At 36.5% G+C, this 25,225-nt stretch carries 21 protein-coding genes and 1 tRNA gene; 14 read left to right on the top strand and 8 right to left on the bottom strand.

What is annotated here, in order from left to right; genetic code table 11:
- Window position 1: 1 nt before the first annotated feature.
- Window positions 2-988, bottom strand: a complete 987-nt coding sequence (locus ABMA72_RS07575; RefSeq protein ID WP_392857608.1) for an NAD(P)H-dependent flavin oxidoreductase — start codon at window positions 986-988, stop codon at window positions 2-4.
- 106 nt (window positions 989-1,094) lie between these two features.
- Here ABMA72_RS07575 and ABMA72_RS07570 point away from each other — a divergent pair, with 106 nt between their 5' ends.
- The 4 genes from ABMA72_RS07570 (at window position 1,095) to ABMA72_RS07555 (ending at window position 6,999) form a co-directional block, all read left to right on the top strand.
- Window positions 1,095-3,758 carry a helicase-related protein gene (locus tag ABMA72_RS07570; RefSeq protein ID WP_392857605.1) on the top strand — a complete coding sequence of 888 codons (2,664 nt, stop codon included), beginning with the start codon at window positions 1,095-1,097 and terminating at the stop codon, window positions 3,756-3,758.
- Between the two features lie 5 nt (window positions 3,759-3,763).
- The gene (locus ABMA72_RS07565) at window positions 3,764-4,591 is read left to right on the top strand and encodes a DUF455 family protein (protein WP_392857603.1); all 828 of its coding nucleotides are present in this window, start codon (window positions 3,764-3,766) and stop codon (window positions 4,589-4,591) included.
- Complete coding sequence (locus ABMA72_RS07560; protein WP_392857602.1) at window positions 4,588-5,478, top strand: hypothetical protein; 891 nt, start codon at window positions 4,588-4,590, stop codon at window positions 5,476-5,478. The genes ABMA72_RS07565 and ABMA72_RS07560 overlap by 4 nt, the downstream gene beginning before the upstream one ends.
- A gap of 93 nt (window positions 5,479-5,571) precedes the next feature.
- Complete coding sequence (locus ABMA72_RS07555) at window positions 5,572-6,999, top strand: hypothetical protein (protein WP_392857601.1); 1,428 nt, start codon at window positions 5,572-5,574, stop codon at window positions 6,997-6,999.
- Here the strand turns inward: ABMA72_RS07555 and ABMA72_RS07550 are convergent.
- On the bottom strand, window positions 6,996-7,808 hold the full coding sequence (locus ABMA72_RS07550) for an HD-GYP domain-containing protein (RefSeq protein ID WP_392857599.1): 813 nt from the start codon (window positions 7,806-7,808) through the stop codon (window positions 6,996-6,998). The two genes, ABMA72_RS07555 and ABMA72_RS07550, sit on opposite strands and share 4 nt — an antisense overlap.
- Before the next feature lie 186 nt (window positions 7,809-7,994).
- Between ABMA72_RS07550 and ABMA72_RS07545 the strand changes: the two genes are divergently transcribed.
- Window positions 7,995-9,065, top strand: a complete 1,071-nt coding sequence (locus ABMA72_RS07545) for a hypothetical protein (protein WP_392857596.1) — start codon at window positions 7,995-7,997, stop codon at window positions 9,063-9,065.
- Window positions 9,046-9,708: a hypothetical protein gene (locus ABMA72_RS07540; protein ID WP_392857595.1), complete on the top strand. Its 663-nt coding sequence runs from the start codon at window positions 9,046-9,048 to the stop codon at window positions 9,706-9,708. Before ABMA72_RS07545 ends, ABMA72_RS07540 begins: the two co-directional genes overlap by 20 nt.
- On the opposite strand, the gene ABMA72_RS07535 is transcribed toward ABMA72_RS07540, so the two are convergent.
- Genes ABMA72_RS07535 through ABMA72_RS07510 form a run of 6 tightly spaced genes read right to left on the bottom strand, consistent with a single transcriptional unit; the run spans window position 9,705 to window position 15,163 of the window.
- Window positions 9,705-10,871, bottom strand: a complete 1,167-nt coding sequence (locus ABMA72_RS07535; protein ID WP_392857592.1) for a trans-sulfuration enzyme family protein — start codon at window positions 10,869-10,871, stop codon at window positions 9,705-9,707. The genes ABMA72_RS07540 and ABMA72_RS07535 overlap by 4 nt on opposite strands.
- Complete coding sequence (locus ABMA72_RS07530) at window positions 10,871-12,253, bottom strand: pyridoxal-phosphate dependent enzyme (RefSeq protein ID WP_021265745.1); 1,383 nt, start codon at window positions 12,251-12,253, stop codon at window positions 10,871-10,873. The genes ABMA72_RS07535 and ABMA72_RS07530 overlap by 1 nt, the downstream gene beginning before the upstream one ends.
- Window positions 12,250-13,251 (bottom strand): ArsA family ATPase, encoded by a 1,002-nt coding sequence (locus ABMA72_RS07525; protein ID WP_392857589.1) that lies wholly within the window; start codon window positions 13,249-13,251, stop codon window positions 12,250-12,252. The genes ABMA72_RS07530 and ABMA72_RS07525 overlap by 4 nt, the downstream gene beginning before the upstream one ends.
- A gap of 8 nt (window positions 13,252-13,259) precedes the next feature.
- Complete coding sequence (locus ABMA72_RS07520) at window positions 13,260-14,072, bottom strand: ArsA-related P-loop ATPase (RefSeq protein ID WP_392857587.1); 813 nt, start codon at window positions 14,070-14,072, stop codon at window positions 13,260-13,262.
- On the bottom strand, window positions 14,072-14,728 hold the full coding sequence (locus ABMA72_RS07515) for an outer membrane protein (protein ID WP_392857586.1): 657 nt from the start codon (window positions 14,726-14,728) through the stop codon (window positions 14,072-14,074). Before ABMA72_RS07515 ends, ABMA72_RS07520 begins: the two co-directional genes overlap by 1 nt.
- Window positions 14,729-14,773: 45 nt before the next feature.
- Complete coding sequence (locus tag ABMA72_RS07510; protein WP_021265786.1) at window positions 14,774-15,163, bottom strand: polyhydroxyalkanoate synthesis regulator DNA-binding domain-containing protein; 390 nt, start codon at window positions 15,161-15,163, stop codon at window positions 14,774-14,776.
- A 492-nt stretch (window positions 15,164-15,655) separates the two neighbouring features.
- Here ABMA72_RS07510 and ABMA72_RS07505 point away from each other — a divergent pair, with 492 nt between their 5' ends.
- The 8 genes from ABMA72_RS07505 to ABMA72_RS07470 all read left to right on the top strand — a co-directional run bounded on the left by ABMA72_RS07505 (window position 15,656) and on the right by ABMA72_RS07470 (window position 25,103).
- Complete coding sequence (locus ABMA72_RS07505) at window positions 15,656-17,527, top strand: tetratricopeptide repeat protein (RefSeq protein WP_392857583.1); 1,872 nt, start codon at window positions 15,656-15,658, stop codon at window positions 17,525-17,527.
- Window positions 17,446-18,144, top strand: coding sequence for a hypothetical protein (locus ABMA72_RS07500; protein WP_392858022.1), 699 nt, complete (start codon window positions 17,446-17,448; stop codon window positions 18,142-18,144). The genes ABMA72_RS07505 and ABMA72_RS07500 overlap by 82 nt, the downstream gene beginning before the upstream one ends.
- Window positions 18,145-18,250: 106 nt before the next feature.
- Entirely contained in the window at window positions 18,251-20,014 is a 1,764-nt protein-coding gene (locus ABMA72_RS07495; RefSeq protein WP_392857581.1) for an ABC transporter substrate-binding protein, read from the top strand.
- 114 nt (window positions 20,015-20,128) lie between these two features.
- Window positions 20,129-21,070 carry an ABC transporter permease gene (locus ABMA72_RS07490; protein WP_392857578.1) on the top strand — a complete coding sequence of 314 codons (942 nt, stop codon included), beginning with the start codon at window positions 20,129-20,131 and terminating at the stop codon, window positions 21,068-21,070.
- An 8-nt stretch (window positions 21,071-21,078) separates the two neighbouring features.
- Entirely contained in the window at window positions 21,079-21,951 is an 873-nt protein-coding gene (locus tag ABMA72_RS07485; RefSeq protein ID WP_392857575.1) for an ABC transporter permease, read from the top strand.
- Window positions 21,952-22,059: 108 nt separating this feature from the next.
- A complete protein-coding gene (locus tag ABMA72_RS07480; protein ID WP_392857573.1) occupies window positions 22,060-22,890 on the top strand; it encodes a hypothetical protein in 831 nt (276 codons plus the stop codon).
- A complete protein-coding gene (locus ABMA72_RS07475; protein ID WP_393056677.1) occupies window positions 22,891-24,936 on the top strand; it encodes a hypothetical protein in 2,046 nt (681 codons plus the stop codon).
- An 83-nt stretch (window positions 24,937-25,019) separates the two neighbouring features.
- Window positions 25,020-25,103 (top strand) — tRNA-Leu (locus ABMA72_RS07470).
- Window positions 25,104-25,225 lie beyond the last annotated feature (122 nt).

The raw sequence follows: 25,225 nt of genomic DNA, 5'->3' as shown, positions 1-25,225 counted from the left end.
ATTAGGATCTTTTAGCTAAGAATTCATCAACGGAAGTATCGAATTCTGAAACAATTCTATCGACAATCTCTTTTACTGTTTCAATCTTTTCAATGAACTCAATAGAAGGACCGGCAACCCATACTGTTTTATATGTGGCTCCGAAAGCTGCATTTTCAACGGCCTTCATTCCCTTGTAACCAGTAAGCATCTTTGCATATTTTTTTAGCTTCTTATTCTTGCTCATGGCCTTTTCAACAATATTTTGTTCAGTTCCGATTTTTTGAACATAAGGAGTATTGATAACTGTACAAGGTGTACCTGAAATCTTATTCGACATCACAATATCTTTAGCTCCGTATTGAACAACGGCTTCTTTATATGCATCAGATACAATTGATTCTTTAGTGGCAATAAAAGGTGACCCAATAGAGACTCCTTCACATCCTAGCGCCATGATACTAAATAGGCCTGATCCTGTTGCAATCCCACCTGCCGAGATAACTGGAATATCTAAGTTCTTCTTAAGTAGGGGAACAAGGATGCTTGCAGGTGTTGGACCTGCGTGCCCGCCAGCTCCTGAGTTTACAGCGATAACCGCATCGGCTCCCTGATCTTGTACCTTTTGAGCATATTTTAAATCAACAACGTCACAGATGATCTTAGTTCCTTGTGGACGACATTTTTCGATAACTTCTTTCGGGTTTCCAAGTGAAGTGATGATGAAGTCTGGTGCATACTTAGCACAAAGATCAATTTGTTTGTGCATGTGAATGTTTGACTGGTTTACAATGATATTGATTCCAAATGGACCTTCACATCTTTCTTTTAATTCCTTTAGGCCTTCTTCAAATTCTTCTGGAGTTCGCCAGTTAAGTGCCGGTATACAACCCATAATACCTGCTTTAGAAGCTTCTACTAGCATATCAATACTAGTCACAAGAAACATCGGTGCCATAATAATAGGGTATTTAATATTAAAAGTTTCAGTTAGCCATGTTTTCATCATATGCAATCCATTCTCTATATGTTTATTGCTTAATTATAATGTATTTTTTTGTATTTAACACCTAAGATTACTTGCACAATTTCTTCCCTCAACGTACTCTTAAAGAATGAGCTCACAAGAAATAAATAAGCTACCTGACTTCTCCGCAATTCGAGAAAATATAGAAACAGAACGTAAAACGATTATTAAGGTCAATAATTTTTCCGATGATGATAGTTATGTTAGAGCAAGTGAAGATGCTCTTGTCGTTCTTGGCTTTCTTGAGTCAACGCTAACTAAGTTATGGACAGTTTTTGATGAGAATCCATCTTTAGTTTATTTCTTTAACAAAGACTTCACCAATTTTAATTTATTAATTAAACAAGATAATATCCTTGATTTGATTTTTATTGATGATTGTATGATTCCAGAAAAGGAAGCAATCTTCTTTGGTCAAGATGGTGGGCTGTCTCAAAATATCCTCTCTCTTCACGAGAAAACATTCTATGAGTGGGGACAAAAGGTTGTAAATCAGCATAATGAGACTCAAACCTTTATTCGTTCAGATGTTGATTTAACAAAACATAAAATCAGTGAGCTGAAGTGTCAGTGTATTAAGTGTGTAAATGACTTTAGAGCACTTCTTAGAGACTCAGTCTATGAAAGTTGTGTTGAAATCATTGAATCAACGAAAGAGCAAATTAGAGAAGAGATTGATAATGGAATTCATGTTGTTTCAGATATCGTATTCAATCTTCAAAAAACTCTCGATAAGAATTTCTACAAATTAAGAAATACTATTAAAAGATCTTCTCTAAATAGGTTAGAGAATCAGGTTAAGCAATATTTTAAATCAGAGTTTGCTTATCCATCAGAACTTGCTTCTCTTCACCGAAGAAATGTAAGTATGTTATTTGATCAATACTTAGAAGCAAATGAGCTAAGTACTGATCTAATTACGGATGCGGAGTATGACAAATTCTACCGCTCTCTTTCAACTCATTACTGGAGAAATGAAAGATACCTAGAGCGTGAATTTAAGAAATTCGTAAAATCAATTATCATTCTAAAGAAGAAAGACGTCTCGTCGACAATTCTTCAAGAGTATCTTGGAGAGTTCTGGACACATTCAAATGCCAGGCAAATGAAGAGAAAGATCGTCTACCATATGGGACCTACTAACTCTGGAAAAACTTATCACGCAATTGAAAAGTTATCGAGTGTCCCTAAAGGTTGCTACTTGGCCCCTCTAAGACTTCTGGCCGCAGAGCTTTACGATACACTAAATTCAAAAGGTGCTGTCACAACTCTGCTTACTGGTGAAGAAGTTATTGAGAGAGAAGGTTCAACACACTACTCGTCAACTATTGAAATGGCGCGATTACAAGAAGTCTTTGACTGTTGTGTAATTGATGAGATTCAAATGATTACTGATCCTTCACGTGGTTGGGCATGGACGAGAGCACTTGTTAATATTATGGCCGATGAGGTTCACCTTTGTGGTGATGCTTCTGCTCTTGATCTTGTTAAAGTGATTGTTGATCTTTGTGGCGATGAACTAATTATTAATGAATACACTCGTATGACTGAGCTATCAGTTGAGAGGCATCCAATTGTTCTAGCTGATATGCAAAAGAACGACGCCCTTATTGTATTTTCAAGAAAGAATGCCCTAAGACATAAAAGAGACTTAGAGCGTTTAGGTTATAAAGTTTCGATTGTTTATGGAAGACTTTCTCCTGAAGTACGTCGAGAGCAGGCCCGTAAATTTGATCAGGGTGAAACTGACGTTATCGTTTCAACTGATGCTATTGCGATGGGTATGAACTTACCAATTAAAAGAGTCGTTTTCTCAACTCTTTCTAAGTTCTTTGATGGCCATCAACATGATATTTCTGTAAGTGAGATAAAGCAGATCGGTGGCCGTGCTGGACGTTTCCAGAGATTTCCTCGCGGAACAGTAACTTGTCTAAGAAAGGTCGAAGACGGAATTGAGTCAATCAATGAAGCATTGAGTGCGACACTTGAACAAAGTGATCAGTGTATGGTTGGTCCTGACCTTGATATCTTCAACCAAGTTAACAAAGCACTAATTGATAATAATTTACCAAAGCTAAAGCTTTCAGAATTTCTACGTCTATTTAACACGATGACTTTCCAAGCTCCTTTCTATTGTGTTGATATGAAGGAGATGATTGAGTTAGCAGAGATGGTAGAGGATGCTGATTCAAATGGTATTCTTACTGATGCTGAAATCTTCGGATTTGCTTGTGCTCCAGTAAACCTGGGCCTAATGGATCATGTTCAATTCTATAATTGGATCCTTCATAAATACGTTAATATGGAAGGGATTCCTTGTGAACCGATTGAACACGGTTCAAATGATATTGATTATCTTGAAACTTCGATTAAATGTGTTGAGCTATATCAATGGCTTTCAAGACACTTTAATAATAAAAACTTTGTCTATTCTGAAGTTGAGCTCTTAAATAATAAGCAGCTTGCTATCGATCAACTAAATGAACTTCTTTCACAAAAGATTATTGCTAGATGTTCTTCATGTAGTGTTAAGCTGCCAGAAGACTCTCGTTTTCCTATCTGTGAAGAGTGTTTTGAGAAGCGTAAGGCCAATCGTCGTAAACCTGGTGGAGGACGATTTAAAGGTAAACCTGGGAAGGGTGGAGCCTCTAAAGGATCAACAGGAAGAAACTTCAAAGGTAAAGGGCGTCCTGGACAGAGTCGAAAAAGAAATGTAAGTCGTAAGAGAAAAAATACTACTTCTAAACCTTAGAGATAATGAATACTTTCGAGTACGCAAGGCTATTGCTAGAATCTCCATTTCTTGAAGATAAGCTGACAACATCTGATGTTGTTACGGATCTAAATTACCATAAAACACAAGATGGAATAAAAGATCTTCGTCCAGCGAGAGAGGGGAAAATCATATTCTCTTGCGAACAACTAAAATTTCCAAAAAGAGGTAGTTTTCATTTAGATGAAAAGAAGGCCATGGCCCTTCACTTCTTTGCAAATCATGAGCTTTTGGCAATCGAAATGATGGCCACTGCTTTGATGTATATTCCAATAGAAGATAAGTCGCAATACAAGAGGATCGCCTCAGGCTTGCTACAAACTATTGATGATGAGATTAAACATTTTAATCTTTATCGCAAAAGAATGAATGACTTTGGGATTGATTTTGGAGATCTACCTGTTAACGATTTCTTTTGGCGACAGATGCAAAAAATCACAAGCTTTGAAGAGTACTTTGCTGTGATGGCCTTAACTTTTGAAGCGGCCAACTTAGATTTTGCAAAATTCTATCGTGATATTTTTCAAGGTGTTGATGACAAAAAGTCAGCAGCAATTTTAAATGTTGTTTACGAAGATGAGATTTCTCATGTTGGCTTTGGTGTGCACTGGTTAAATAAGTGGCGTAATCAAAGCAATTTATGGGAATTCTATGTGCAGTCTCTACCAGATTTACTTTCTCCTGCACGTGCAAAGGGAATGATCTTTGATCGTGAGGGGCGAGTAAGAACAGGTATGGATGACGACTTTATTTCTCGTATTGAGAATTTTAAAGATGAATTTATCGTCACAAATCGCAAGGAGTGGAAGTGAAGTATCGTGTTAATCTCGACTTTGATGCTGCACTTGCTGCTAATAATCCAAAAATTAAAATTGATAAGTACTTAACAGAGCTGGAGTATATCTTCTTCTTAGTTAATGACTCTAGTGAAAATACTCTTTGTACAAAATTAAGTTATTCACAAGAGTACTTGGATAGCTTAGGTCATTTTGGTTTTATAACAGGGACAGTAACAACAGACTTGAGTAATTATTTTAATTGGTGGGGTGATCTTAGAGACTTTAACAATGCCCAGCTTTTAAACTCCAAGTGTTGGCTGGCCAGTTGGTATAAGCCTTTAGAAGATCTAATTATCAATAAAGGTGATAGTGTTGAAATTCATGGTAGGCGTTTCTACCGTCCTGATCAAAGCTTTTCCGGAATTGGTAATAAGATTATTAAGAATCATGCGGATTTAGAGCGTGTGAACTTACCTGGTGTTCTGTCTAAATATGTTAAGGTTATAAAAACATTTGGGGTTACTTACGATTTAAAAACTGATGACTTCTTTGTTGTAGAAAATTTAACTGGTCCAAATGGACAGTTTAAGGGTGGATGTTTGATCGATTTAGATGAGCTTGGATTGGAATTCGACCTCAACTCTACTATCAATTTAATCAAAGAGAACTTACCAAATAAATCAATACAAAAAATTCAATTCGATAATATGATTTATGAAGATGAGAGTGGAGAGTTAAAACTTTGCCCACTTGTTGAGTTAAATTATCGTCGCACCATGGGTGAAGTTATTTTCAATGTAACAAAAACTCTAGGTGAGGGAACACTTCACTTTGGTGATAAACAGTATCTTAATAAAGATTCTGTCATTCTATCACCACCTTTCGTAAAAAATATTTGCTACTATAACCGAGTTAAGTAGTTGGACAAGAATGCTAAATAGATAATATTCCTTCGAGGATTCTCAATTATACAGTAAAATGGAAGAGTTCTTTGGTTTAGATTAGGAGTATTTGTGGCCAAGAAAGGTTTTTTTGACAAGATGAAAGGGAAGCTAAAGAAGTCTGAAGAAGATGAAGAGCTACTCGAAGAATTTGAAGAAGATGAATTTGAATCTGATGAGGATGATTCTGATTCTGATTTTGATGATGCAACATCAACAGATGTTAAAATTCCTAGTGCCCAAGAATTAGAAGATACTGAACTTGAAGATGACTTCGATGCAGCTGATGTTATTCCTCCACAATCTCAAGAGGAAGTCTTGGATGAAGATGATGAAGAGGAAGACGAAGAGTATGACGAGGAAGACGATGATGATGAAGACGAAGAAGATGAATCTTTCGTTGAAAAGTACTTCCCATCTCTAGCAAAGCTTTTTAAGAAAAAATCATCTGATAATGAAGATGAGGACGATGAGGATCTTGAAAGTGAAGAGGATGATGAAGATGATGAAGACGAGGATGATGACGAAGATAAGTCCTTCCTTGAAAAACAGCTTCCATTCCTTGCTAAGCTTTTAAAGAAAAAAGCGTCTAAAGAAAAAGACGATGAAGATGAAGAAGACGAAGATAGTGACGAATATGATGATGAAGACGATGACGAAGATGAGGATGATGATAAAAAGGCCAAAGATAAAAGTAAGCTAATTAAAATCGTTCTTATCGTTGCAGTTGTTCTTTTAGCGATCGATCAATTTGTTTTAACTGATGAAAGTGATAATGAGGTACCGGAAGTCCCACCTGTCAAAAGACAGAAAAAACCTCGTAAGAAGAAACCAAAGAAGGTCACTGAAACAAAAGAGTCACCAAAGGCCGTGGAACAAGCTGAACCTCAAGTCGAGCAACCAGCACAACAACAAGTTGAAGTTCAGCCTGAGCCGACTAAAGAAGTTCAACCTGAGCCTGCTCCTGAAGTTCAACCAGTACAAGAACCTGAAGTTCAAGTGCAAGAACCAGCAGTGGTTCCTAGTGAACCTCAGGTAGAAGAAAAACAACCTGAACCTAGTTTGAATCTTGGTGAAAAGAATACTGAGCCTGCTCCTGAGCCAGTCATTATCCCATCAACTCCAGTTGATTCTAATATCAGTTTTGGAGAACAAGATGATAAAGACGAAGAAAAGGCCGATACCCTCGATAATCAATTAGATAAAATTGTTGATAAATTAGAGGAAGAGAAAGAAGAAGTTGTTAAGAAATTAGATTATGTAGCTCCTCCAAAGTATACGGAGTTTGGCCAAGGTTTAGTTTATAACTGTAAAGGAAAGCACTGGGCATGTGTTGATCGCGAAGCCTATATTAAATGTGAAGGTAATATGAACTGGGCCAAGCAAGAAGGAAAGCCTAATGAGTGCGCAACTTCTAAGATTTTAGCATCAGAATACGACTGTCGAACTCTACAGATGTACTATATTAATACTGTTGCTGAAACGCCAAATTGTAATTAAGCGGCGTCTTTCTTAAATAGGCCGTCGATGATTGTAAGAGTGAAAGTCTTTTCTTGTTTCACTTCTTCTTTTTTCATCGCTCTTACAAATGCCTTTGCTAACTCTGGGTCAAATTGTGATCCAGAGAACTCTTCTAGCTCAGCATAAGCAACTTCATAATCAAGTCCCTTACGATAAACTCGAGTTGATGTCATAGCATCGAAAGTATCGGCAATTAGAATAATTCGAGAAAATAATGGAATATCTTCACCCTTAAGTCCGTCTGGGTATCCACGCCCATCCCATCTTTCATGGTGATATTTTGCAAATGTTGCAACTTTTTCAAAGTGAGTAAATCCTTGAAGGATTTCAAATGATTTTTCTGGATGACTTTTCATTTGAAGAAATTCATCTTCTGTAAGTCTTGAAGGCTTATTTAATACCTCGTCTGGTACACCAATTTTACCAATATCATGGAATAGGGCCGAAAGTTCTAGATCATATAATTCATCTTCGTTCAGTCCGATTTCTTTCCCAAGAGTTAAACTAAAATAGGCAACACGTGTACTGTGTCCGTAAGTATAATGGTCTTTACAATCTAGCGCATGAAGAATTGTTCTTGCGGCCATTTCGCAAATCTTTTTCTGCTCAAGCTTTAATGCTTTATTTTCAGCTTCTAATCTCTGTGTAGGATCATCAGTTGCACCCTTAGCGTTAACTACGGTTTTTCCAGAGATTGTTTTGGAGTGAGTCTTCTTTGCTGACGTGCTTTTGCGCGTACTAGCTTTCTTGCGTCTCTCTCCCAAATTTACGATTTTACTCTTCTTCATTTATAAGACCTAGTGTTACAGTCGGGTTATACCCATATTCTAATAATTCTTCGGGTCATTCTTAAGGAATCTTTAATTTAATCGGCTCATTTATATGATATTGGTCGCTTAATATGCTAAAATGGATTTTCAAGATGCCAAAAATTCGTGTCATCGCTATTTAATTTTAAATACTTAGGAAGAGTTATGCGTATTAGAATCGTCGAGACGAATCTCGATAAAATTGCCGTAGGTAAGCTCAATAATCTACTAGAATTGTTAGAGCTTTCAGATCTTAATAAAGAAATTTCAGAAGAAAATAACGAGTCAGCAGCAAGTCAAGTTGCCTTTACCAAATCACAAGTCGATGTATCAAACGACGAGTATTTCATTATTGTATTCAATGATGGAGATCAGATCGACAAATCTATTTTAGAAAATGAAATGTGCCTAGGAGTATTTTTTGCTGATAAAACAGTAGAAGAGAACCTGCTCAACATGAAGAATGCTGTTGAAGGGCTAAAGGCCATGGAATTACAAAAGAAACTTCTTTATAAAATGAATAGTGTTATGGAAGGACTTGTTGGGCAAGTAGAAAGCATCAAAGAGATGCATAAGAATATGGCACCGTTTAGAAGTGAAAAGATCCGTGGTGTTGGAATCACTTCTCGTTTTTGTGCTGGAACATCTAATGGCGGTGAATTCTTTGACTTCTTTAAGGTTGGTGGAGATGTGTGGATTATCTCTCTTCACGCTTCCTCATATATGTTAATTGGAAATTTCTTAACAATGATTGAAGGATGGAAGGCAGAAGGCACTCTTTCTATGGATAAGATTCTCAATCATCTAGAAAGTCGCCAAGAAGATTTTTCTGAATTTGGAGAAGCTTCTATTCTTGTTGCGAAATTAACTCTGGCCGATCTCACACTTGAGAGTGTTAATATTGGCGGCCATGAAATTCTCTCTCATAATGATATTCTTATTAAGTCTAATGAATTTAGCTTCCCTAACTCATATGAAATTAAAAAAGAAAGTATACAATTAGAAAAAGGAAAAGGAGTTCTTTTACTATCTCCTGGATATTTTAAAAATAATGACCATATCGTAAATGGTGAAGAATATATTTCTTTTATTAAGAAAAATTGGTCGTCTCCGGTCGAGCTAATTAGTGAATTAACATTTCAGAGTAAAAAGGGATATAATGAAGATGATTTCTTACCAAATGATCAAACCATCTTAATGGTAGAGGTAGATAAAAATGCAATTTCTAAAATCTAGTATCATTATTCTTGTCACAACTGGGGCCATGGCCTTTACTGGAACAGAGTGTTTTCAATCGACATTTGATGTTTCTGTAAAACATAAATCGGCGCCATTTGGTCTTTTGAATAAGACAATTACTATTAGCAAGAAAGAGTGTGAAATAGAGATAGCTCATAACCAGTATAAGTACATGAATCGTAATTGGCTTATTGATATTTGTCGTGATCCAATCCACGTGAAATCGACTTCTAATTCTGTTGATGTTTATCGCAAACAAGGTGAGTGTCACGCGACTTCAAATGAGTTTTGTGATGAGTATAAAACGATTAAAAAGATTATTGAGGATGATGGCCTAATCTTCGCTTCAGGTGCAAAGAATAGTCTTAATGATGATCATGGCCGTGTATTTTGTGCAAAGCTTTTAGTTGAAGAGTATTTAAATGCTAATACAGTCTTTGGCCGTAACGGTAATTATGATTACCTAATGATAAAAAAGCCAATTGCAAGAATTCCAGAAGATCTCAAAAGAAAGAGAGCTGAATTTAAGGCGGCCAAAGAAAAAGCTGAAACAAAAGAAGAGAGTACTCAGGTAGATTCAACAACTGAATCTTCTGGTGATTTTCAAATTGATGAGAATGCTGGACCTGGTAGTTTCTAGATCGATTTAAAGGCCGACTCAAGGTCGTCGATTAAATCATCGACATCTTCAATACCGACAGATAATCGAATAAGGTTATCTGTCAGACCAATACTTTCACGAACATTTTTTGGAACAGAAGCATGAGTCATAATGGCCGGATGCTCGATTAAGCTTTCAACTCCACCAAGACTCTCAGCAAGCGAGAAGATCTCTACTTTTTGTAAAAACTTTTTAGACTTCTTAATATCACCTTTCAAGAAGAAAGTGATCATTCCACCAAAGCCTGACATTTGTTTTTTTGCAAGTTTGTGTTGTGGGTGAGACTTAAGGCCAGGATATGAGACTTTTTCGACTTTTGGATGGGACTCTAGGTACTTTGCCACTTTCATAGCATTCTTTGCATGAGCTTCCATTCGTATCGCGAGAGTTTTTATTCCTCTTAGAACAAGCCAAGAATCAAATGGTGATTGTGTTGGGCCAAGAGACTTTTGTAATGTCCATAACTTCTCATAGAATTTTTTGTTATTTAACATACAAGCACCTCCAACAACATCAGAGTGGCCATTGATATACTTTGTCATTGAGTGCATGACAATATCGGCACCTAAATTAAGTGGGTTTTGGAAGTATGGACTCATAAATGTGTTATCAACAACAGTCATGGCCTTATGCTTTTTTGCTAGCTTTGATATCTTTTCAATATCTGAAATTTTTAAGAGTGGGTTAGTTGGAGTTTCAACCCATACAAGTTTAGGCTTATGCTCTTTTAAGGCCGCTTCAACTTTCTTAATATCTGTCGTATCGACAAAAATGTAATTATGAATTTTATTAAAGACTGTTGTAAAAAGTCGGTACGTACCACCATAGACATCATCACCACATAGGATGGTTGAACCTACTGATAGTGCGTGCATAATAAGCATTTCAATTGAGACACCACTTGAGGTTGCTAGTGCATACTTTGCATTTTCAAGAGCTGCAAGTGATTCTTCGAGTCTGCTGCGAGTAGGGTTGTGGCAACGAGAGTATTCATAGCCTTGATGAATTCCCGGACTTGTTTGAGCATAGGTGGTCGTCTGATAAATTGGAGGCATAACTGCCCCTGTTTCTTTATCTGGATGACCACCAGCATGTACGCACACTGATGACTTACCTGCAGACTTCAGTGTGCGCTTCTTCATTAGTTTGAGCCTTTTTCAGACATGTATTGAAGAACATCAATTTCAGAAAGTAGATCTGAAACTTTTCCACCTTTCGTGATCACTGCAACTTCCTTCTTAAGAAGAGCATCAGCTACAGTCTCAAGTAGTTCATTACAATCAACAACACGGTATTTATTTGTGATCGCTAGTGAAATATTATCATCTTTTTGGAACTCGCCCATGATAACAGGTTTAATAAGACTTCTTTCAGTACATAGACCAAGTACATCACCGTCCTTGTTTAGAACAGGAACTTGAGAGATGTTTTTCTCTTCCATTAGCGTAATGGCCTCACCAATTGTTGTCGTGTCTTGTACTGTAATAATATTTCCGTCCTTACCTAGAGTATTTAATACTTCAGAGATTTGAACATTAAATGATGAATCAAGGTAACCACCATCACTCATCCAATCATCATTATAGATTTTTGAAGCGTAACGGTTTCCTGAATCGTGAAGAAGAATTAGGATCTTCTTTGGTTCAGTTTGTTTAGCTGCGTACTTTAAAGCACCTTCAATTACGGCACCAGCAGAACCACCAGCATAAATACCTTCTTCTTTAAGAAGTTTTCTTGTCATAAGAAATGATTCTTTATCATTAACAACTTCAAAGTCGTCAATTAGATCAAAGTCGTAGTTTTCAGGAATAAAGTCTTCACCAACACCCTCTAGAACATATGAGTGAGCTTGACCCATCTCTCCTGTTTTGTGGTAACCGGCGATGATTGAACCAACACAGTCAACACCAACGACTTCTACCTTATCCATTTTTTCTTTGAAGTAACGGCCACATCCACTGATTGTTCCACCTGTACCAACTGCTGCCATGAAAACATCAAAGTCACCTTGCGTTTGCTCATACATTTCTGGAGCAGTCCAAGTGTAGTGAGTATTTCTGTTATGTAGGTTATCGTATTGATTTACATAAAATGAATTTGGAATTGTTTCCGAAAGTTTTTTAGAAACAGAGTAGTAAGAGCGTGGATCTTCAGGTTCAACATTTGTTGGACAGACAACAACCTTTGCACCGAATGCTCTTAGGTTATCAATTTTCTCTTTTGATTGCTTGTCAGCTAGTACGAAAATACATTTGTAACCGTGAACTGCTGCCCACATTGCAAGACCAACACCTGTGTTTCCAGATGTTCCTTCAATAATTGTTCCACCTGGTTTAAGAACGCCTTCTTCAACGGCACGATCAAGCATATAAGCACCGATACGATCTTTCGTTGATCCACCAGGATTCATATATTCTAATTTTACGTAGAACTCACAATTTGTATCTTTTCCGATACTATTTAATTTTACGATTGGCGTATTACCAATTGCTTCAACAACGTTTGCCTTAGCACCTTTCATCATACTTCTTTCTCCGTTTGCTTCCAATTTTTCTGTAGGGCCCTTAATTGCTCTATAGGATCAAAAGTCACAAGATCTGGAAACGTTAGAGTTTCGATATTAGACTTTTTCGAAATGGAAGTTTTTATTTCTTCTTGTTTAATTATTGTTTTCTTAAACTCTTTCATCTTCGCCGTTTTTGGCTGCCATGATGAGAGGTTGTTATACCATGATTTATTGATAATGAGGTAACGTTCGGTGTCCATTTGGGCCTGAATTGAGTCAAAGATTTGCTTTGTTTCAACTTCCTTCATATGTTCGGCCGAGGTTACTAAGTACCACCTAGAGTGAGCTGGATCATTTAATGTCTTTTCTACACTTAAACCATCGATAAATTTCTCACGATTTCCATAGAGGATTGAAATGGCCTCAAGGAAGTCGTTAATAAAGCCCTGTCCTGTGACGCTTTCTAAGTAGCTTAGAAACTTTTCAATTCCTGTTGAAATAATGCGATTGAAAAAACGTCCTGGCTTATTCTGATTTGTTATATAGTTAAAAGCTTCTGCAAAAGTCTTATTGAAAAAGCGATTGATCTTCTTTGATGAATTTAGGAAGTCTAAAAAGTTTTTTCCTGGTGCTGTGTCTACAACAATTGCATCATAGATATTGCGATTAATTTGTGTCTGAATTTCAAGAACTGCAAGAATCTCATTGAGACCACCTCTTGAACTGGTTAGATTTTCTAAAATTTTATTATCAACTTTAGAACCAAGAATCTTTTCAAAAGATGACTTACAATCTAATAGAAGAACATCAAAAGAAATCTCTTCACTTTTAAATTCAACGATTTCAGATTGGTCTTTTAAATTTAAAAGCTGTCTTAGGCGCTTGGCCGGATCAATTGTGATTAGTAGAACTTTCTTATTATCAGCGGCTAATGAGAAGGCGCGGGATGCTGAGATCGTTGTTTTTCCAACGCCTCCTGTTCCACAAAAAATTTCTATTTTTTTAAAGTCCTTCACTAGCAAGCCTATTTGGATTTAAAGATATCCATTTTTTCTATAATTAAATCACTCAACGCCTCCACTTGTTGCTCTTGATTTTGAGCAATAATTAGCGGGAAGTGGAGATCATATTTTACCTGAAACTTCTTCTGTAATTGTTTTTGATTCTCAATCTTTACCTTAATAAAGTCTGGAGTATCATCTTCAGGGAACTTATTCAAAGTTAAGTCACAGTTGAGAACTTCAATTGTCGATAAATTGTATTCGTCAGTGAGTTCAGCTCTTAACTCAACTCCCTCTTCAACAGCAAGCTCTGTTGGAATACTAACCACGACACATTGAGTGTGTTCTTTATTCGTTAAGAAGTTATGCATCTTATCGATATCGTTTGCTATTGGCCCAATCTTAAAAATATCTTTAAAGACCTTAGGTGAGTGAATTGTTGAAAGTAGGTGACCAGATGCTGGTGCATCTACTATCACAATATTCTCTTCGTCTTTTGCAAGATCAATAATGTGCCCTAGAAAAATGAGTTGGCCAAAGCTTGGCACCATATCAAAGAGGGCCTTAAAGAAAGAAGTTGAAACAATCCACTTTGCAATTGTTTTAGAATTGAGCTTTCGAGCAATATATTCTTGGACTGAGCTTAGGTGAGTTAGTTCAACGGTATTGATATCAAGAGACTTGATAAGTTCTTTATCCTCATTTTGTTCAAACGAGAAATAATAGACATTCTTATTATGATTAAGTTCAGAAATCGACTTAGTAAGCGCCAGGGAAGTGAGGCTTTTTCCAACGCCTCCTTTTCCCGTGACGATATATAAGTCTTTAAACTTCATTAGAATTTGTAGAAGACCGTAAGTAGAACTTTAAAGTAGTATCCCTCAACATCTGAGCGATTCTCTTGATCTACATCAAACGGATCGTTGAATGTGGCCATAGCACCAACAGAGATTTTTCTATTTAAATCAAAGTCTGCACCTGCGCCAAGTTGATAACCAAATACTGTCTTCGCATCTGACTTATACGTTTCAGTCTTAATCTGAGGTCTAAAAAATCCAAGACCTGCTGCAAGGAATGGTTGGAAAGCATCGTAATGAAATAGCTTTCCTTTCGCTCCAAAAAGAAGTCCTGCAGTTTTTGAATAAGTGCCTTCATATTCATGTTTTGAATAATGTAGATTGGCGTAAAAATCAAATGAGTAAGAAGCCTTATAATTGTAGAATAATTCGGCCGTAATCTTATCTTCACCGTTGTCTTTTAGATCACTCATTAGAAGTGTTTGACCAATTCCGATCCCAACTGAGTGAATGTGAAGCTCTTGACCACTAAGTAGGGCCGCCGCTGCTGCAGCATCTGAATTCTTCTTCGCTGATTTTGAAGAAGTCAGTTGTTTAACTGTTTGTGCTTGTGTTTGTGTTTGAACACCAAAAATAAAAAGGCCTGCTAGAATAACTGCAGGCCTTAATATAGATTTTGAAATTTTAGAAATCATTTCACCCTCTAAACTAAATATATATGCAGTAATAACTGCCTTATATTAGTTTAAAGTAGTCGTAGTTTCAACAGAAGAGTTTAGGTTTGCTGCACTGTTGAAAGCGTTGAAAGTTTGAGCTGGAGCTTCTTCAACTACTGGAGCTTCAATACCTTCTAGACCTCTAATATATCCAGTGAATGTACCTTCTTCACCACGGATAACTCTCTTAAGAAGTTCTACGTCACCTGGCTTAGTTGACTTTTTCTCTTGATCAAAAAGAAGTTGAATTTGAGTCATGTAAGTGATGTCGTTTTTAGTCTTGTTATCAATAACTTGAATCTCGTGACCTTCTCTGATGATTTGAGCGATCTCTTCAAGTGTTACATAGCAACTTTGGTGTGTGTCATAAAGTTTTCTGTTTTGGTACCTTTTAATAATTCTTACATCATTCATTCTACTACCCCTATTGGTTTACGAATATATCTCAAGTTTAATTTTAGAATTCTCTTGAGCTAAAACGAGTTAATAATTAACACGACGCTTTCTAATAGTTAAGCTTTTTGTATAAATTTCACCGTTAAGACATATTAAGTAAAATTAAATACTTACAAGTTCAACTTATTACAAAAGACAGGTTGGTGTTCATAGATTTTATTGATTTCCCGCTGTGTCTATTGCTGAGCGTTTTGAAATTTGCATCAGAGAAGTAACAGTCTATGACAGTAACTGTCAAGGGATAGGCTTCTTAATTTTATCTAAATTCAAAGAGAATCCATTTATTTGCCATGATTTCAACTATTTATCATGCATTAGGTCGAGCTAATGCAAGTTGTTGATTCTTGAGTACTTACTTATGTTGCCCCTACGAAATTAAGGATTAATTTTCTTTAAGAAATATCTATTTAGGACGATGAGTGATTGAGGCAGTAAGGCCAAGGATATTAAATGTTTAAAATTTTCATTAAAAATTCACTCTGCACCGTAGCTTTAGTAACACTTGTTGGTTGTGCGACGACTAGCAGTGTTAAAGATGATTCTGATTCTAAGATAAATGAAGAATCTCAGCTTTCAAGTACGATTACTGATATTGAGAAGGCAAGGCGGGCCCAAGAGTTCGTTGATCAGTCTCTTTCGGAAATTGTAGAGGAAGCAAAGACAAAGGGTGAGGCAACAGTGAACTTTATTGCAAGTGACCTGTTTCTAAAAGCCGCAGATGCTTCATTAAGTGGTGACTCTGTTTCAGCTTCTCTAATTTTAAAGCACGTTGTTGAGTTAAAACCTAAAGATATTTACCTTAGAAAAAAGTATGCTGTTGAGCTAATCAAGTCGAGCCAACTAGAAGATGGAAAGAAGGAACTTGAGTACCTTATTAAACATGCAGATAAAGAAATTAAGGTGAAGGCCAAATTGCTACTTGCAGGGGTGTATGGGGCCCTAGGTAGTTCAAAGAAATCAATTAAGCTATACCGTCAACTAGTCTATAAAACTAAGCCAATTCTTAGTGAAGCTTGTATTTACTTATCGAAGGCATATGTTGATGCAAAGAAGTTTAAAAAAGCAGTTGGAACATTAAGTTACTGCTCTAAAAAAGATCGTGATAATCGAAGTGATTATGCCTTTCATAAAGGTAAGATTTATTTTGAAAAGTCTGATTACAAGAATGCAAAGAAGTACTTTAATAACTCTTTAAAACTAGATCCAACAAATCAGCAGAGTACGATCCTTCTAGGTATGATCTATGAGCAAGAAGGAAACTTCAACTCTGCGAAACTTCTTTATCATAAGTTCTTAAAGTATGAACCAAGTAATTATACAGCTCTTGGAAAGTACGTGAATTTATTATTCTCGGATGGAGAGTATGAGAAGGTTGTTCCATACTTAGAGAAGCTTTTGGCCCTTGATCCTGAGAACTTAAATTTGAAAGTGAGACTTGGGGTTATTTATACTGAGACAGAAAGAATTGAAGATGCAAAAGGTATCTTTAAAGAGATCCTTTCTGTAATACCAGATTCTGATAAGGTTCTGTACTACCTAGCAAGTCTATATCAGAAGTCTAATGAGGGTGACTTAGCTGTAACTTATTTCTCACGTATTAAAGAAGACAGCTCTCTCTTTCATGAGTCTAATATTCAGATTGCCAATATTTTAAATACCTATGCTCAAAAAGATCGTTCTCAAGAAAAGCGTTTTGTTGAATTCGTGAAAGAGCGTTCAAAAGCATCGAAAGAGTTACGCTTTGAACTAGAAGTTATTCTTGCGGGCTACTATGAAAATAGAAAAGACCTTGGAAGAGCGATTGCTTTAATGGAATCTCAAATTGAGCACGATAGCTATACTGATGGCCACGCATACTACCTTGCGTCTTTATATGAAAAAGATAAGGCCTTCACAAAAGCAGAAAAGATCATGCTCGATATCTTAAAGCGTGATCCTAATAATTCTCATGCACTAAACTTTCTAGGCTATACATACTTAGAGCAAGGTGTTCATATGGATAAGGCCTATGCTTATATTAAAAGAGCTGTTCAGCTTAATCCACAAGATGGGTATATCCGAGACTCTTTAGGTTGGTACTATTATAAAACTGGTGAGTATCAAAAAGCATACCGCGAAATTAAGAAGGCATTCGCTCTTGTTAGTGATGATGTGGTCATTGCAAAGCACTTAGGGCTCATATATACTTCATTAAAGAAGCCGGAAAAGGCTCGTCAATACTATGTCGAGGCACTTAAAAATTGTACGAAAGTAAACGAACGCGAAGAAATTCTAAATTATATCGAAAAGCTGGACTCTGTGCGCTTGCCGGCATCTCGTTAATATCCTGTACAACAAATCCAATTAAAGAAGACATAAATGCTAAGGGCTCAACTGATAAAGTTGTGGCCCATAAGCTTCTTAGTAGTGGACTATGTAAAGAGTTTAAGGGCCGAGGCCGCTTAAAGTTTGGCAAAAGTCAGGACCGATTTACATACAATGCCATTTTAAATAAAAAGACTTTTAGCTTGGCCATTGATGTACCCTTTAAAGGACAAGAAACACTTATTCTTCCACTCGACGCAACGAGACCAGTTGAAGGAACTCTTTATAAGAAAATTTCAACTGAGTTAGTGAAGGCAGGGCGTTATACTTCATTAAAAATTTTGGATGATTTTTTACTTAAAAATCGTCTCTTCTTCAGTGACTTGAAAAATGTCGACAGCAATTATTGTGACAGTGGGTGTCTTGAAGGGAAGCTTACACATTACAGCAATGGCAATGTAGACTTCGAGAGAAAGATGCTTGGAAAGTATGAGTATCACGCAAGCTTCAGCCAGCTCGAGGCCAACGAATATAAATTCATTAGACTCGAAGGCATTAGGCACACAAAGAATCCACAGAAAGAGCAGAGAATTTTGGCCTTAGATTTAATCGTCGATAGCTGTGAATCTATCTAGCAGCGCAACACCGATTCCTAATAAATTCTAGTAAATTTATCTTATCTCTTGTATAAATTACTCTAGTATTATTCTATGCAATAATTTTTTGAACAAAGGATGGTTTATGAAATCAAGGAATCTTGTTTCATTTTTAATCATGGGACTTTTAACTTTAACTGTTTCATGTACAAAAAAAGTAGATCTTAGTGAGAAAGTTCTACACCTGGCCGTTACTTCAGAAGTGAAGGGAATGGATCCAATTTACTCAAACGACAAGTACTCTTCAAATGAAGTTGGTCGTGTTTATGAAGGTCTACTAGAGTATCATTACCTAAAAAGACCATACACGCTTGTGCCAAACCTTGCAGAATCTCTTCCAGAAGTTTCTGAAGATGGACTAACTTATACTTTCAAAATTAAACAAGGTGTTCTATTTCACGATGATGCTGCTTTTAAAGATGGTAAAGGTCGTGAGCTAGTTGCACAAGATTTCGTATACTCAATTAAAAGACTTGCTGATCCAAAGCTTCAGGGGCTTGGTTGGTGGCTACTTCAAGACAAAATTGTAGGTCTTGATGAGTGGCGTGAGAAAAACTCTAAAAAAGACACTGTTGATTACACAGAAGTTGTTGAGGGACTAAAGACTCTTGATAAGTATACTCTTCAGTTCAAACTAAAGAAGCAATTCCCACAATTCCTATACTCTCTTGCAATGCCATTTACATTTGTTGTTGCTAAGGAAGTTGTAGATCACTACGGGAAAGAATTCCTTAACCACCCAGTTGGTACAGGGCCATTTATGCTTAAGGAGTTCCGTCAGTCTGCAAAGAAATTTACTTACGAGGTAAACCCTAACTTTAGAAAGAAACTTTTCCCAACTGAAGCAAGTGATGAATTTAAGCACATGCTTAAGTACGCAGGTAAACAAGTTCCTTTCGTAAAAAAAATCGAAGTTAATATTATCAAAGAAGATCAACCAAGATGGCTAAACTTCCTAAAGGGTAGAGTCGATTATATTGGTATCCCAAAAGATAACTTTGAATCAGCTGTTACTCCAGGTAAGGGACTTGGTGATGAGTTCGCTAAGAAAGGAATTGAGCTTTCAGTTTCACCATCTCTAGATGTTACTTACACAGCATTCAATCATGATCTAAAACTATTTCACAATGTTGACCTAAGAAGAGCTCTTGCTCTAGCTTACAATGTTAAAGAATTTAATAAGCTATTCTATAATGATACAGCTCTTCCGGCACAATCAGTTGTTCCTCCAGGGATCGCTGGTAATATGCCAGATTACGTAAGTCCATACAGAAGCCGTGACCTTGAAAAAGCTAAAGCACTTCTTGCAAAAGCTGGTTACCCTGAAGGTAAAGGTCTTCCAGAAATTACTTATGACTGTCCAAGTTCTTCAACTTCAAGACAAATTGGTGAACTATTCAAGAAACAAATGGCCGAAATTGGTGTAAATATCAAAGTTGTTCAAAACTCATGGCCAGAGCTACAAAAGAAAATCACAGCTCGCCAGGTAATGCTTTACGGAATCGCATGGGGTGCAGATTACCCAGATGCTGAAAACTTCCTACAGCTTCTTTACGGACCAAATCGTTCACCAGGTGCTAACGGATCAGGTTACAACAATCCTAAGTTCAATGAACTTTTCGCAAAAGCTTCAATCATGCAAGATTCTCCAGAGAGAACTGCAATTTATGAGCAGCTTAATAAGATGGCAGCTGAAGAAGTTCCATGGCTATACGGTGTTCACCGTCAGTCATACCTAATCAAGCATAGCTGGTTAAGGAACTACATCACAACTGACTTTGAAGCTGGTCAAGCTCAATACCTAGATATTGATCTTGAAGCTAAAAAGAATATGCAATCAAAATTATAATTGATTTATAGCGCTGGAGTTTTCTCCGGCGCTTATTTAATGAAGCAATCGAAATGGTTGCTTTTTTAAATAAGCGAAACGCTTTAATTAAGTAAGAGCTAAGGAGCTGTTTTTGTGAATACTTGGTCATATATTTTAAGAAGATTACTTTATACGATCCCTATTATTCTTGGGGTATGTTTAATTATTTTCGCAATCTTTAACCTTTCTGGGTATGATCCTGCCCAACTTCTATTAGGTAAGCACGCAAGCGCGAAGCAAATTGCAGAGGTAAGACACGAGCTAGGTTTAGATCGTCCTCTTGTTGAACAATATATTGGTATCGTAAAGTCTGCGTTTACATTCGACTTTGGTCGTTCATGGGCAACTAAGCAAAGTATTATTGAAATGATTAAAGAAGGTGCTGTACCATCACTAACTTTAACTCTTCCAGCTTTCTTAATCTCGACTATTCTATCAATCTTACTAGCAATCGTTGTTTCGTTCTTTAGAGGTAAAGCAATCGACCGCACGTTAGTTATTGTAAGTGTTTCTTTAATGAGTATCCCATCTCTTGCATATATTCTTTTCTTCCAAAAGTTTTTTGCATATGAGCTAGGATGGTTTGAAATTTCAGGTTACGAACATGGATTCCCTTACTTTATTCCTTACGTAATTCTTCCAGTTATTATTATGGTCGTATTAAACTTAGGTCCTGACCTTCGTTACTTTAGAACAGTTATTCTAGATGATATTTACCAAGACTATGTTCGTACAGCTCGTGCAAAAGGTCTTAGTGAAAGAGTCGTTCTATTAAAGCACGTTTTAAAAAATTCATTAATTCCAATTATTACATATGTAGTTATTCAAATCCCTTTCCTTATTTTAGGTGCTCTACTTCTTGAGAGTTTCTTCTCAATTCCAGGGCTAGGTGGATTAACTGTAAAAGCTGTATTTGATAATGACTTTCCAGTTATTAAGGCAATGACGATTCTTTCGGCAATGGCCTATATCATCTTCACAGTAATTACGGATATTCTATATACAATCGTTGATCCAAGAGTAAGGTTAAAGTAGGAGTTGTCATGTCAGCAAATTTATCAAGCGAATCAAAATCACTATGGGGACATGCTTGGACTGAGCTTAAAAAAGATAAAGCCGCAGTCTTCAGTATGGTTGTTATTGGATTATATGTATTACTAGCTGCACTTACATTCTTTGGTGTAATTGCAGGTGAATGGTCAAAAGAAATTGGTGCATCTTATATGCCACCAAGTGCCGATGCTTTATTTGGAACAGACATTTTCGGACGCTCTGTTGTTTATAAAACTCTAAAAGGTGCAGAGATGGCAATTGGGATTGGTTTCTCAACAGCAATGATCTCAACTGTAATTGGTGTGACTCTAGGTCTTATGGCCGGATACTTTGGTGGAAAAGTCGATGAAATCATTGTTTGGTTTTACACGTCACTTGCATCGATTCCATATATCATGCTTCTTTTTGCCGTAACAATGGTACTAGGAAAAGGAACGTCGTCATTATTCTTAGCTCTTGGGGTAACTTCTTGGGTAGGTCTATGTCGTCTTGTGCGTGGTGAAGTTCTTCGTCACAAGGAAAGAGAGTATGTCCAAGCAGCGGCAGCTCTTGGTGCAGGTAATATGAGAAGAATGTTTAAGCATATTCTTCCAAATATCTTCCACATTGTTATCATTCAATTCTCTCTAAGATTTCAACAGGCGATTAAGTCTGAGGTTATCCTTTCTTATTTAGGACTTGGTGTTCAAGGACAGCCATCTTGGGGAACAATGATTGATGATTCAAAACTTGAACTTGCTCGTGGTGTTTGGTGGCAACTTTCTGCGGCAACACTAGCGATGTTTGTGCTTGTTCTAGCACTAAACCTTCTTGGAGATGCTCTTCGTGACTCTCTAGATCCAAAGCTTAAAGGTAAAGCGTAGGAAAACGCTCTACTATTAAAAAATAGCTTAATTTATTTACTCAACATTCCGATAAATATTGTTAAGAGGGCCTAGAAATAGGCCCTAATTTTATTAACTTACGGGATTATGAGAGAGATAAACTTAAGCCTCCATCAAATACAAAACAATCCTCTACTTAAGGGAGAGTTGTATTGGTCACGTCCAAGTGGCAGACGCCTTCTTATAGGCCGTGCTGGAGAGTTTGCAAATCTCGAGTTAGTAGAAAAACTTTCTCAACAAAACGATCAATTCTTTCAAAAAATAATCATCGATGAAGAGCGCGTCTCTAAGGTCGTTGACCACTTTATGGATCTTCAAAAGGCCCAGTTAGAAGAGGTTAAGCTACGTTATCGTAATCTTATTTTAGTGGACTTCTATCGCGCCTTAAATGAAGGTGAAAAGTCTTCAACACTAGACTTCGTTTTTATTTGTCATGAAACTTTCTATGAGTTCAACAATGATAAGATAAACCTTGAAGAAGAATTTATTAAAACAAGTGCTATCACTTTTAAGAAGGCACAAGTTATCGCTTCTTCTGTTGTTTACTTGTCACTAGTATCTGGTTATCTCGACTTTAACTTTTTAAAGGAAGTTTTTAATACAGTCCTAATGACTTACTTCTCATATGTTTGCCGCAATGGAACAAGCGTAACAGATAGGCTAGCAAGCCTGGAGGAGTCTTATGGGAATATTAAGTATCTAAAGAGTTTAAGTAAGGACTTTTTTGAGCTCGACTATAACTTGGACGACGATATTAGTAACCTATGGCATAAGATTCATGACCAGGTGTTCGCCTTAGAGTTAGAATTTGACTCTAATGATATTGAAGTCATCTTTAAATCCATTTTAGAAAATGTAAAAGACTATCGCTACTTCAATGAAATTTTCTCTCAAGAAGATATTGGGAGGAGTGCTTAGATGACTAATAGAATTGAAGTTTACACATTTATTGCACAAGAGCTTTTTGATAAGCTAGGTGAATTAATGTGTGAAGACTTAAGTTTTATTCAAGTCGAAAATATTACAGAGCTAGCGGATAAGAAAAATATTATTGTTGATGACGTCAGCTATAAGAATACTAACCCAATGGGGAAAGTTGTCTATATTAGCGAAGAAGTCAAAATCGGTGAAGTCAGCCTTACTCCTGATGCTATGTATACAGAGAATTCATTTATTTTAAATGAACTTGAAAATTACTTCGGTGTTTTACAAACACCTAAAAACCGTACATTTCCTCAATTTACAAAGGTTAAGCAGTACAAAATTCTTTCTCGCTTTAGTGTCGGTTACTATTGTGATCTTGCAAATCTTAAGGCCCATGAGAATGGATTTGATATTGAAAAGCTTTCGACAAGCTTACAAGGAGTTTTAAATGGCATTGTTTTAAAAAGACAATGTGCTCCTGTTGAAATGGAGATGCTTTTTAGTGATGAAGAGCTGCTCATTAATATGAATGTCTCATCGATCTTTGTAGACGATGAGTTAATTAATGAAATTTATCGTTTTGTTTCGAATGATTTTTCGTACCTTTGCCTAAGAATAAATCGTAAGCAAGGAAAGATGGATTTAAGATTCTCTCTTCAGAAGAAAAAATCGTATATTGCGCGTTTTGATTATGAAGTGGGAGCTTCTAGGATCATCTCTAATAGTGAAACTGTAGCAAATGCCAGTGAAAAAATTGTTGATCACACCAACTACCATGACCCAATCGTAAAGAAGGTAACTCTTAAAGAGTTAAAGCGAATTATTGATTTTCTATCAAAAAGAGAAGTAACAAATGATGAATTTCTCGATCACCTAGAAGCCTATCCTGATAAGCAAATTCTAAAAGTTCTTGCTGATGATGATATTGATTTTATAAAAAAATCTGCACTTAATAAAGAAAGAACAGAGAGCTTAAAAGAAGCGATTAGATTAACAGTAGTTAATAGCTTTGAGGAACAAAGTAGGGAAGAGTTTAACGAAAACTTCTTTAATAAGGTGGATAGACAAACTTTAAAAGATCTTGTTAAAGCCGAAAATTGGCCAATTGATAACGATGCTCTAAAAGAAGAAATAAAATCTAAAATTCTAAATGAAAAAGGGCCTGAAACCTATAATGAATACATTAATTCAGTTCAGGGCTATGTCGAAGAAAATTATAACGTTCCAAAAGAAGACTTTGAAACAGTTAAAGAAGATGTTGAGGGAAGTCTTGCTGAAGAAGTGTTGGAGAAAAGTGGCAAGTCTGTAGAGCAATTTATAAGAGAGTCAGAATACTTTGCCATGAAAGAGAAAGTTGCTCGTATGAGCCACTTATTTGAGCAAATGCAGGCAAAGTTAGAGCAGGCCAAGCAATCACCTAATAATGCCGCTCCTGTAAGCGAGGGGGATGGTGAGTCTCCTTTAGGGTCTATGGGAGAGCAGCGAGCAATGCAAGACCTTGAGGATAAGGTTAAGCAACTTTCAAAAGAGCTTGAAATCAAAAATGACTCCATCGAAGTGATGAGCCAAAAGGTTGATGCCGCCAATTTATCTGCGGCAGAAGATAAGCAAGAGCTTTCGCTTGCCCAACAAAAGCTAAAGGAAGAGATTTTAAAGGTTGAAGACCTAGAAAAAGAATTATCAAAGTTTAATGGAGGTGCATCTGGTGGTGCTGGTTCAGGTGAAGATCTGGAGACAAAACTTAAGGATGCTAACATTGAAATCAAGATGTACAAGCAAAGGCTTAAATTTGCTCAGTCTCAAATACAAACACTAGAGAAGGCAAAGAAGGCAGCTGCTAGTGGCGGAGTAAATAATAAGAAAATTGCCCATCTTGAGAAGCTAATGGATAAACAAAATAAGATTAAATCGAAGATGGAGACAGAAATTTCTTCTCTAAAAAAAGATAATCATAAAATAAATCAGGAAAATAAAATCCTTTCAAATAAAATTAAAGACTTAGAGAGAAAGCTTAATAATAAAAATAAATCAGCAGCTTAATTTTTTTCTTGCCATTTTGAATGAAGTCCCTTATAAATATTCTCACGCCTTACCAATGAAATTTTTGAAAAATTTTTAATTGTGCCCAGATGGTGAAATTGGTAGACACGCTAGACTTAGGATCTAGTGCCTTTGGCGTGGAGGTTCAAGTCCTCTTCTGGGCACCATCTTTTTGGTAGATCGCTTTCGCGGTCTTTTTTTTTGCCTTTCTTCAACTTTAATTTTGTCATTATTTAGCTCTCAACTTCGTAAGATGAATTGATCGTATTACTTGTTTAAACGATCCTAT

The sequence above is a fragment of the Halobacteriovorax sp. CON-3 genome, from assembly GCF_043196995.1.
Lineage (GTDB): Bacteria > Bdellovibrionota > Bacteriovoracia > Bacteriovoracales > Bacteriovoracaceae > Halobacteriovorax_A.
Note: the sequence above shows the minus strand (reverse complement) of the source record. Positions and strands in the feature narration are given on the sequence as shown.

What these genes read in the sequence shown, in the direction of transcription:
- ABMA72_RS07495 (WP_392857581.1), top strand. Translation starts at nt 18,251, where the DNA reads ATGAAATCAAGGAATCTTGTTTCATTTTTAATCATGGGACTTTTAACT.
- ABMA72_RS07535 (WP_392857592.1), bottom strand. Translation starts at nt 10,871, where the DNA reads ATGAAGAAGCGCACACTGAAGTCTGCAGGTAAGTCATCAGTGTGCGTA.
- ABMA72_RS07530 (WP_021265745.1), bottom strand. Translation starts at nt 12,253, where the DNA reads ATGATGAAAGGTGCTAAGGCAAACGTTGTTGAAGCAATTGGTAATACG.
- ABMA72_RS07515 (WP_392857586.1), bottom strand. Translation starts at nt 14,728, where the DNA reads ATGATTTCTAAAATTTCAAAATCTATATTAAGGCCTGCAGTTATTCTA.
- ABMA72_RS07475 (WP_393056677.1), top strand. Translation starts at nt 22,891, where the DNA reads ATGACTAATAGAATTGAAGTTTACACATTTATTGCACAAGAGCTTTTT.
- ABMA72_RS07575 (WP_392857608.1), bottom strand. Translation starts at nt 988, where the DNA reads ATGATGAAAACATGGCTAACTGAAACTTTTAATATTAAATACCCTATT.
- ABMA72_RS07565 (WP_392857603.1), top strand. Translation starts at nt 3,764, where the DNA reads ATGAATACTTTCGAGTACGCAAGGCTATTGCTAGAATCTCCATTTCTT.
- ABMA72_RS07485 (WP_392857575.1), top strand. Translation starts at nt 21,079, where the DNA reads ATGTCAGCAAATTTATCAAGCGAATCAAAATCACTATGGGGACATGCT.
- ABMA72_RS07545 (WP_392857596.1), top strand. Translation starts at nt 7,995, where the DNA reads ATGCGTATTAGAATCGTCGAGACGAATCTCGATAAAATTGCCGTAGGT.
- ABMA72_RS07520 (WP_392857587.1), bottom strand. Translation starts at nt 14,072, where the DNA reads ATGAAGTTTAAAGACTTATATATCGTCACGGGAAAAGGAGGCGTTGGA.
- ABMA72_RS07480 (WP_392857573.1), top strand. Translation starts at nt 22,060, where the DNA reads ATGAGAGAGATAAACTTAAGCCTCCATCAAATACAAAACAATCCTCTA.
- ABMA72_RS07510 (WP_021265786.1), bottom strand. Translation starts at nt 15,163, where the DNA reads ATGAATGATGTAAGAATTATTAAAAGGTACCAAAACAGAAAACTTTAT.
- ABMA72_RS07540 (WP_392857595.1), top strand. Translation starts at nt 9,046, where the DNA reads ATGCAATTTCTAAAATCTAGTATCATTATTCTTGTCACAACTGGGGCC.
- ABMA72_RS07550 (WP_392857599.1), bottom strand. Translation starts at nt 7,808, where the DNA reads ATGAAGAAGAGTAAAATCGTAAATTTGGGAGAGAGACGCAAGAAAGCT.
- ABMA72_RS07505 (WP_392857583.1), top strand. Translation starts at nt 15,656, where the DNA reads ATGTTTAAAATTTTCATTAAAAATTCACTCTGCACCGTAGCTTTAGTA.
- ABMA72_RS07570 (WP_392857605.1), top strand. Translation starts at nt 1,095, where the DNA reads ATGAGCTCACAAGAAATAAATAAGCTACCTGACTTCTCCGCAATTCGA.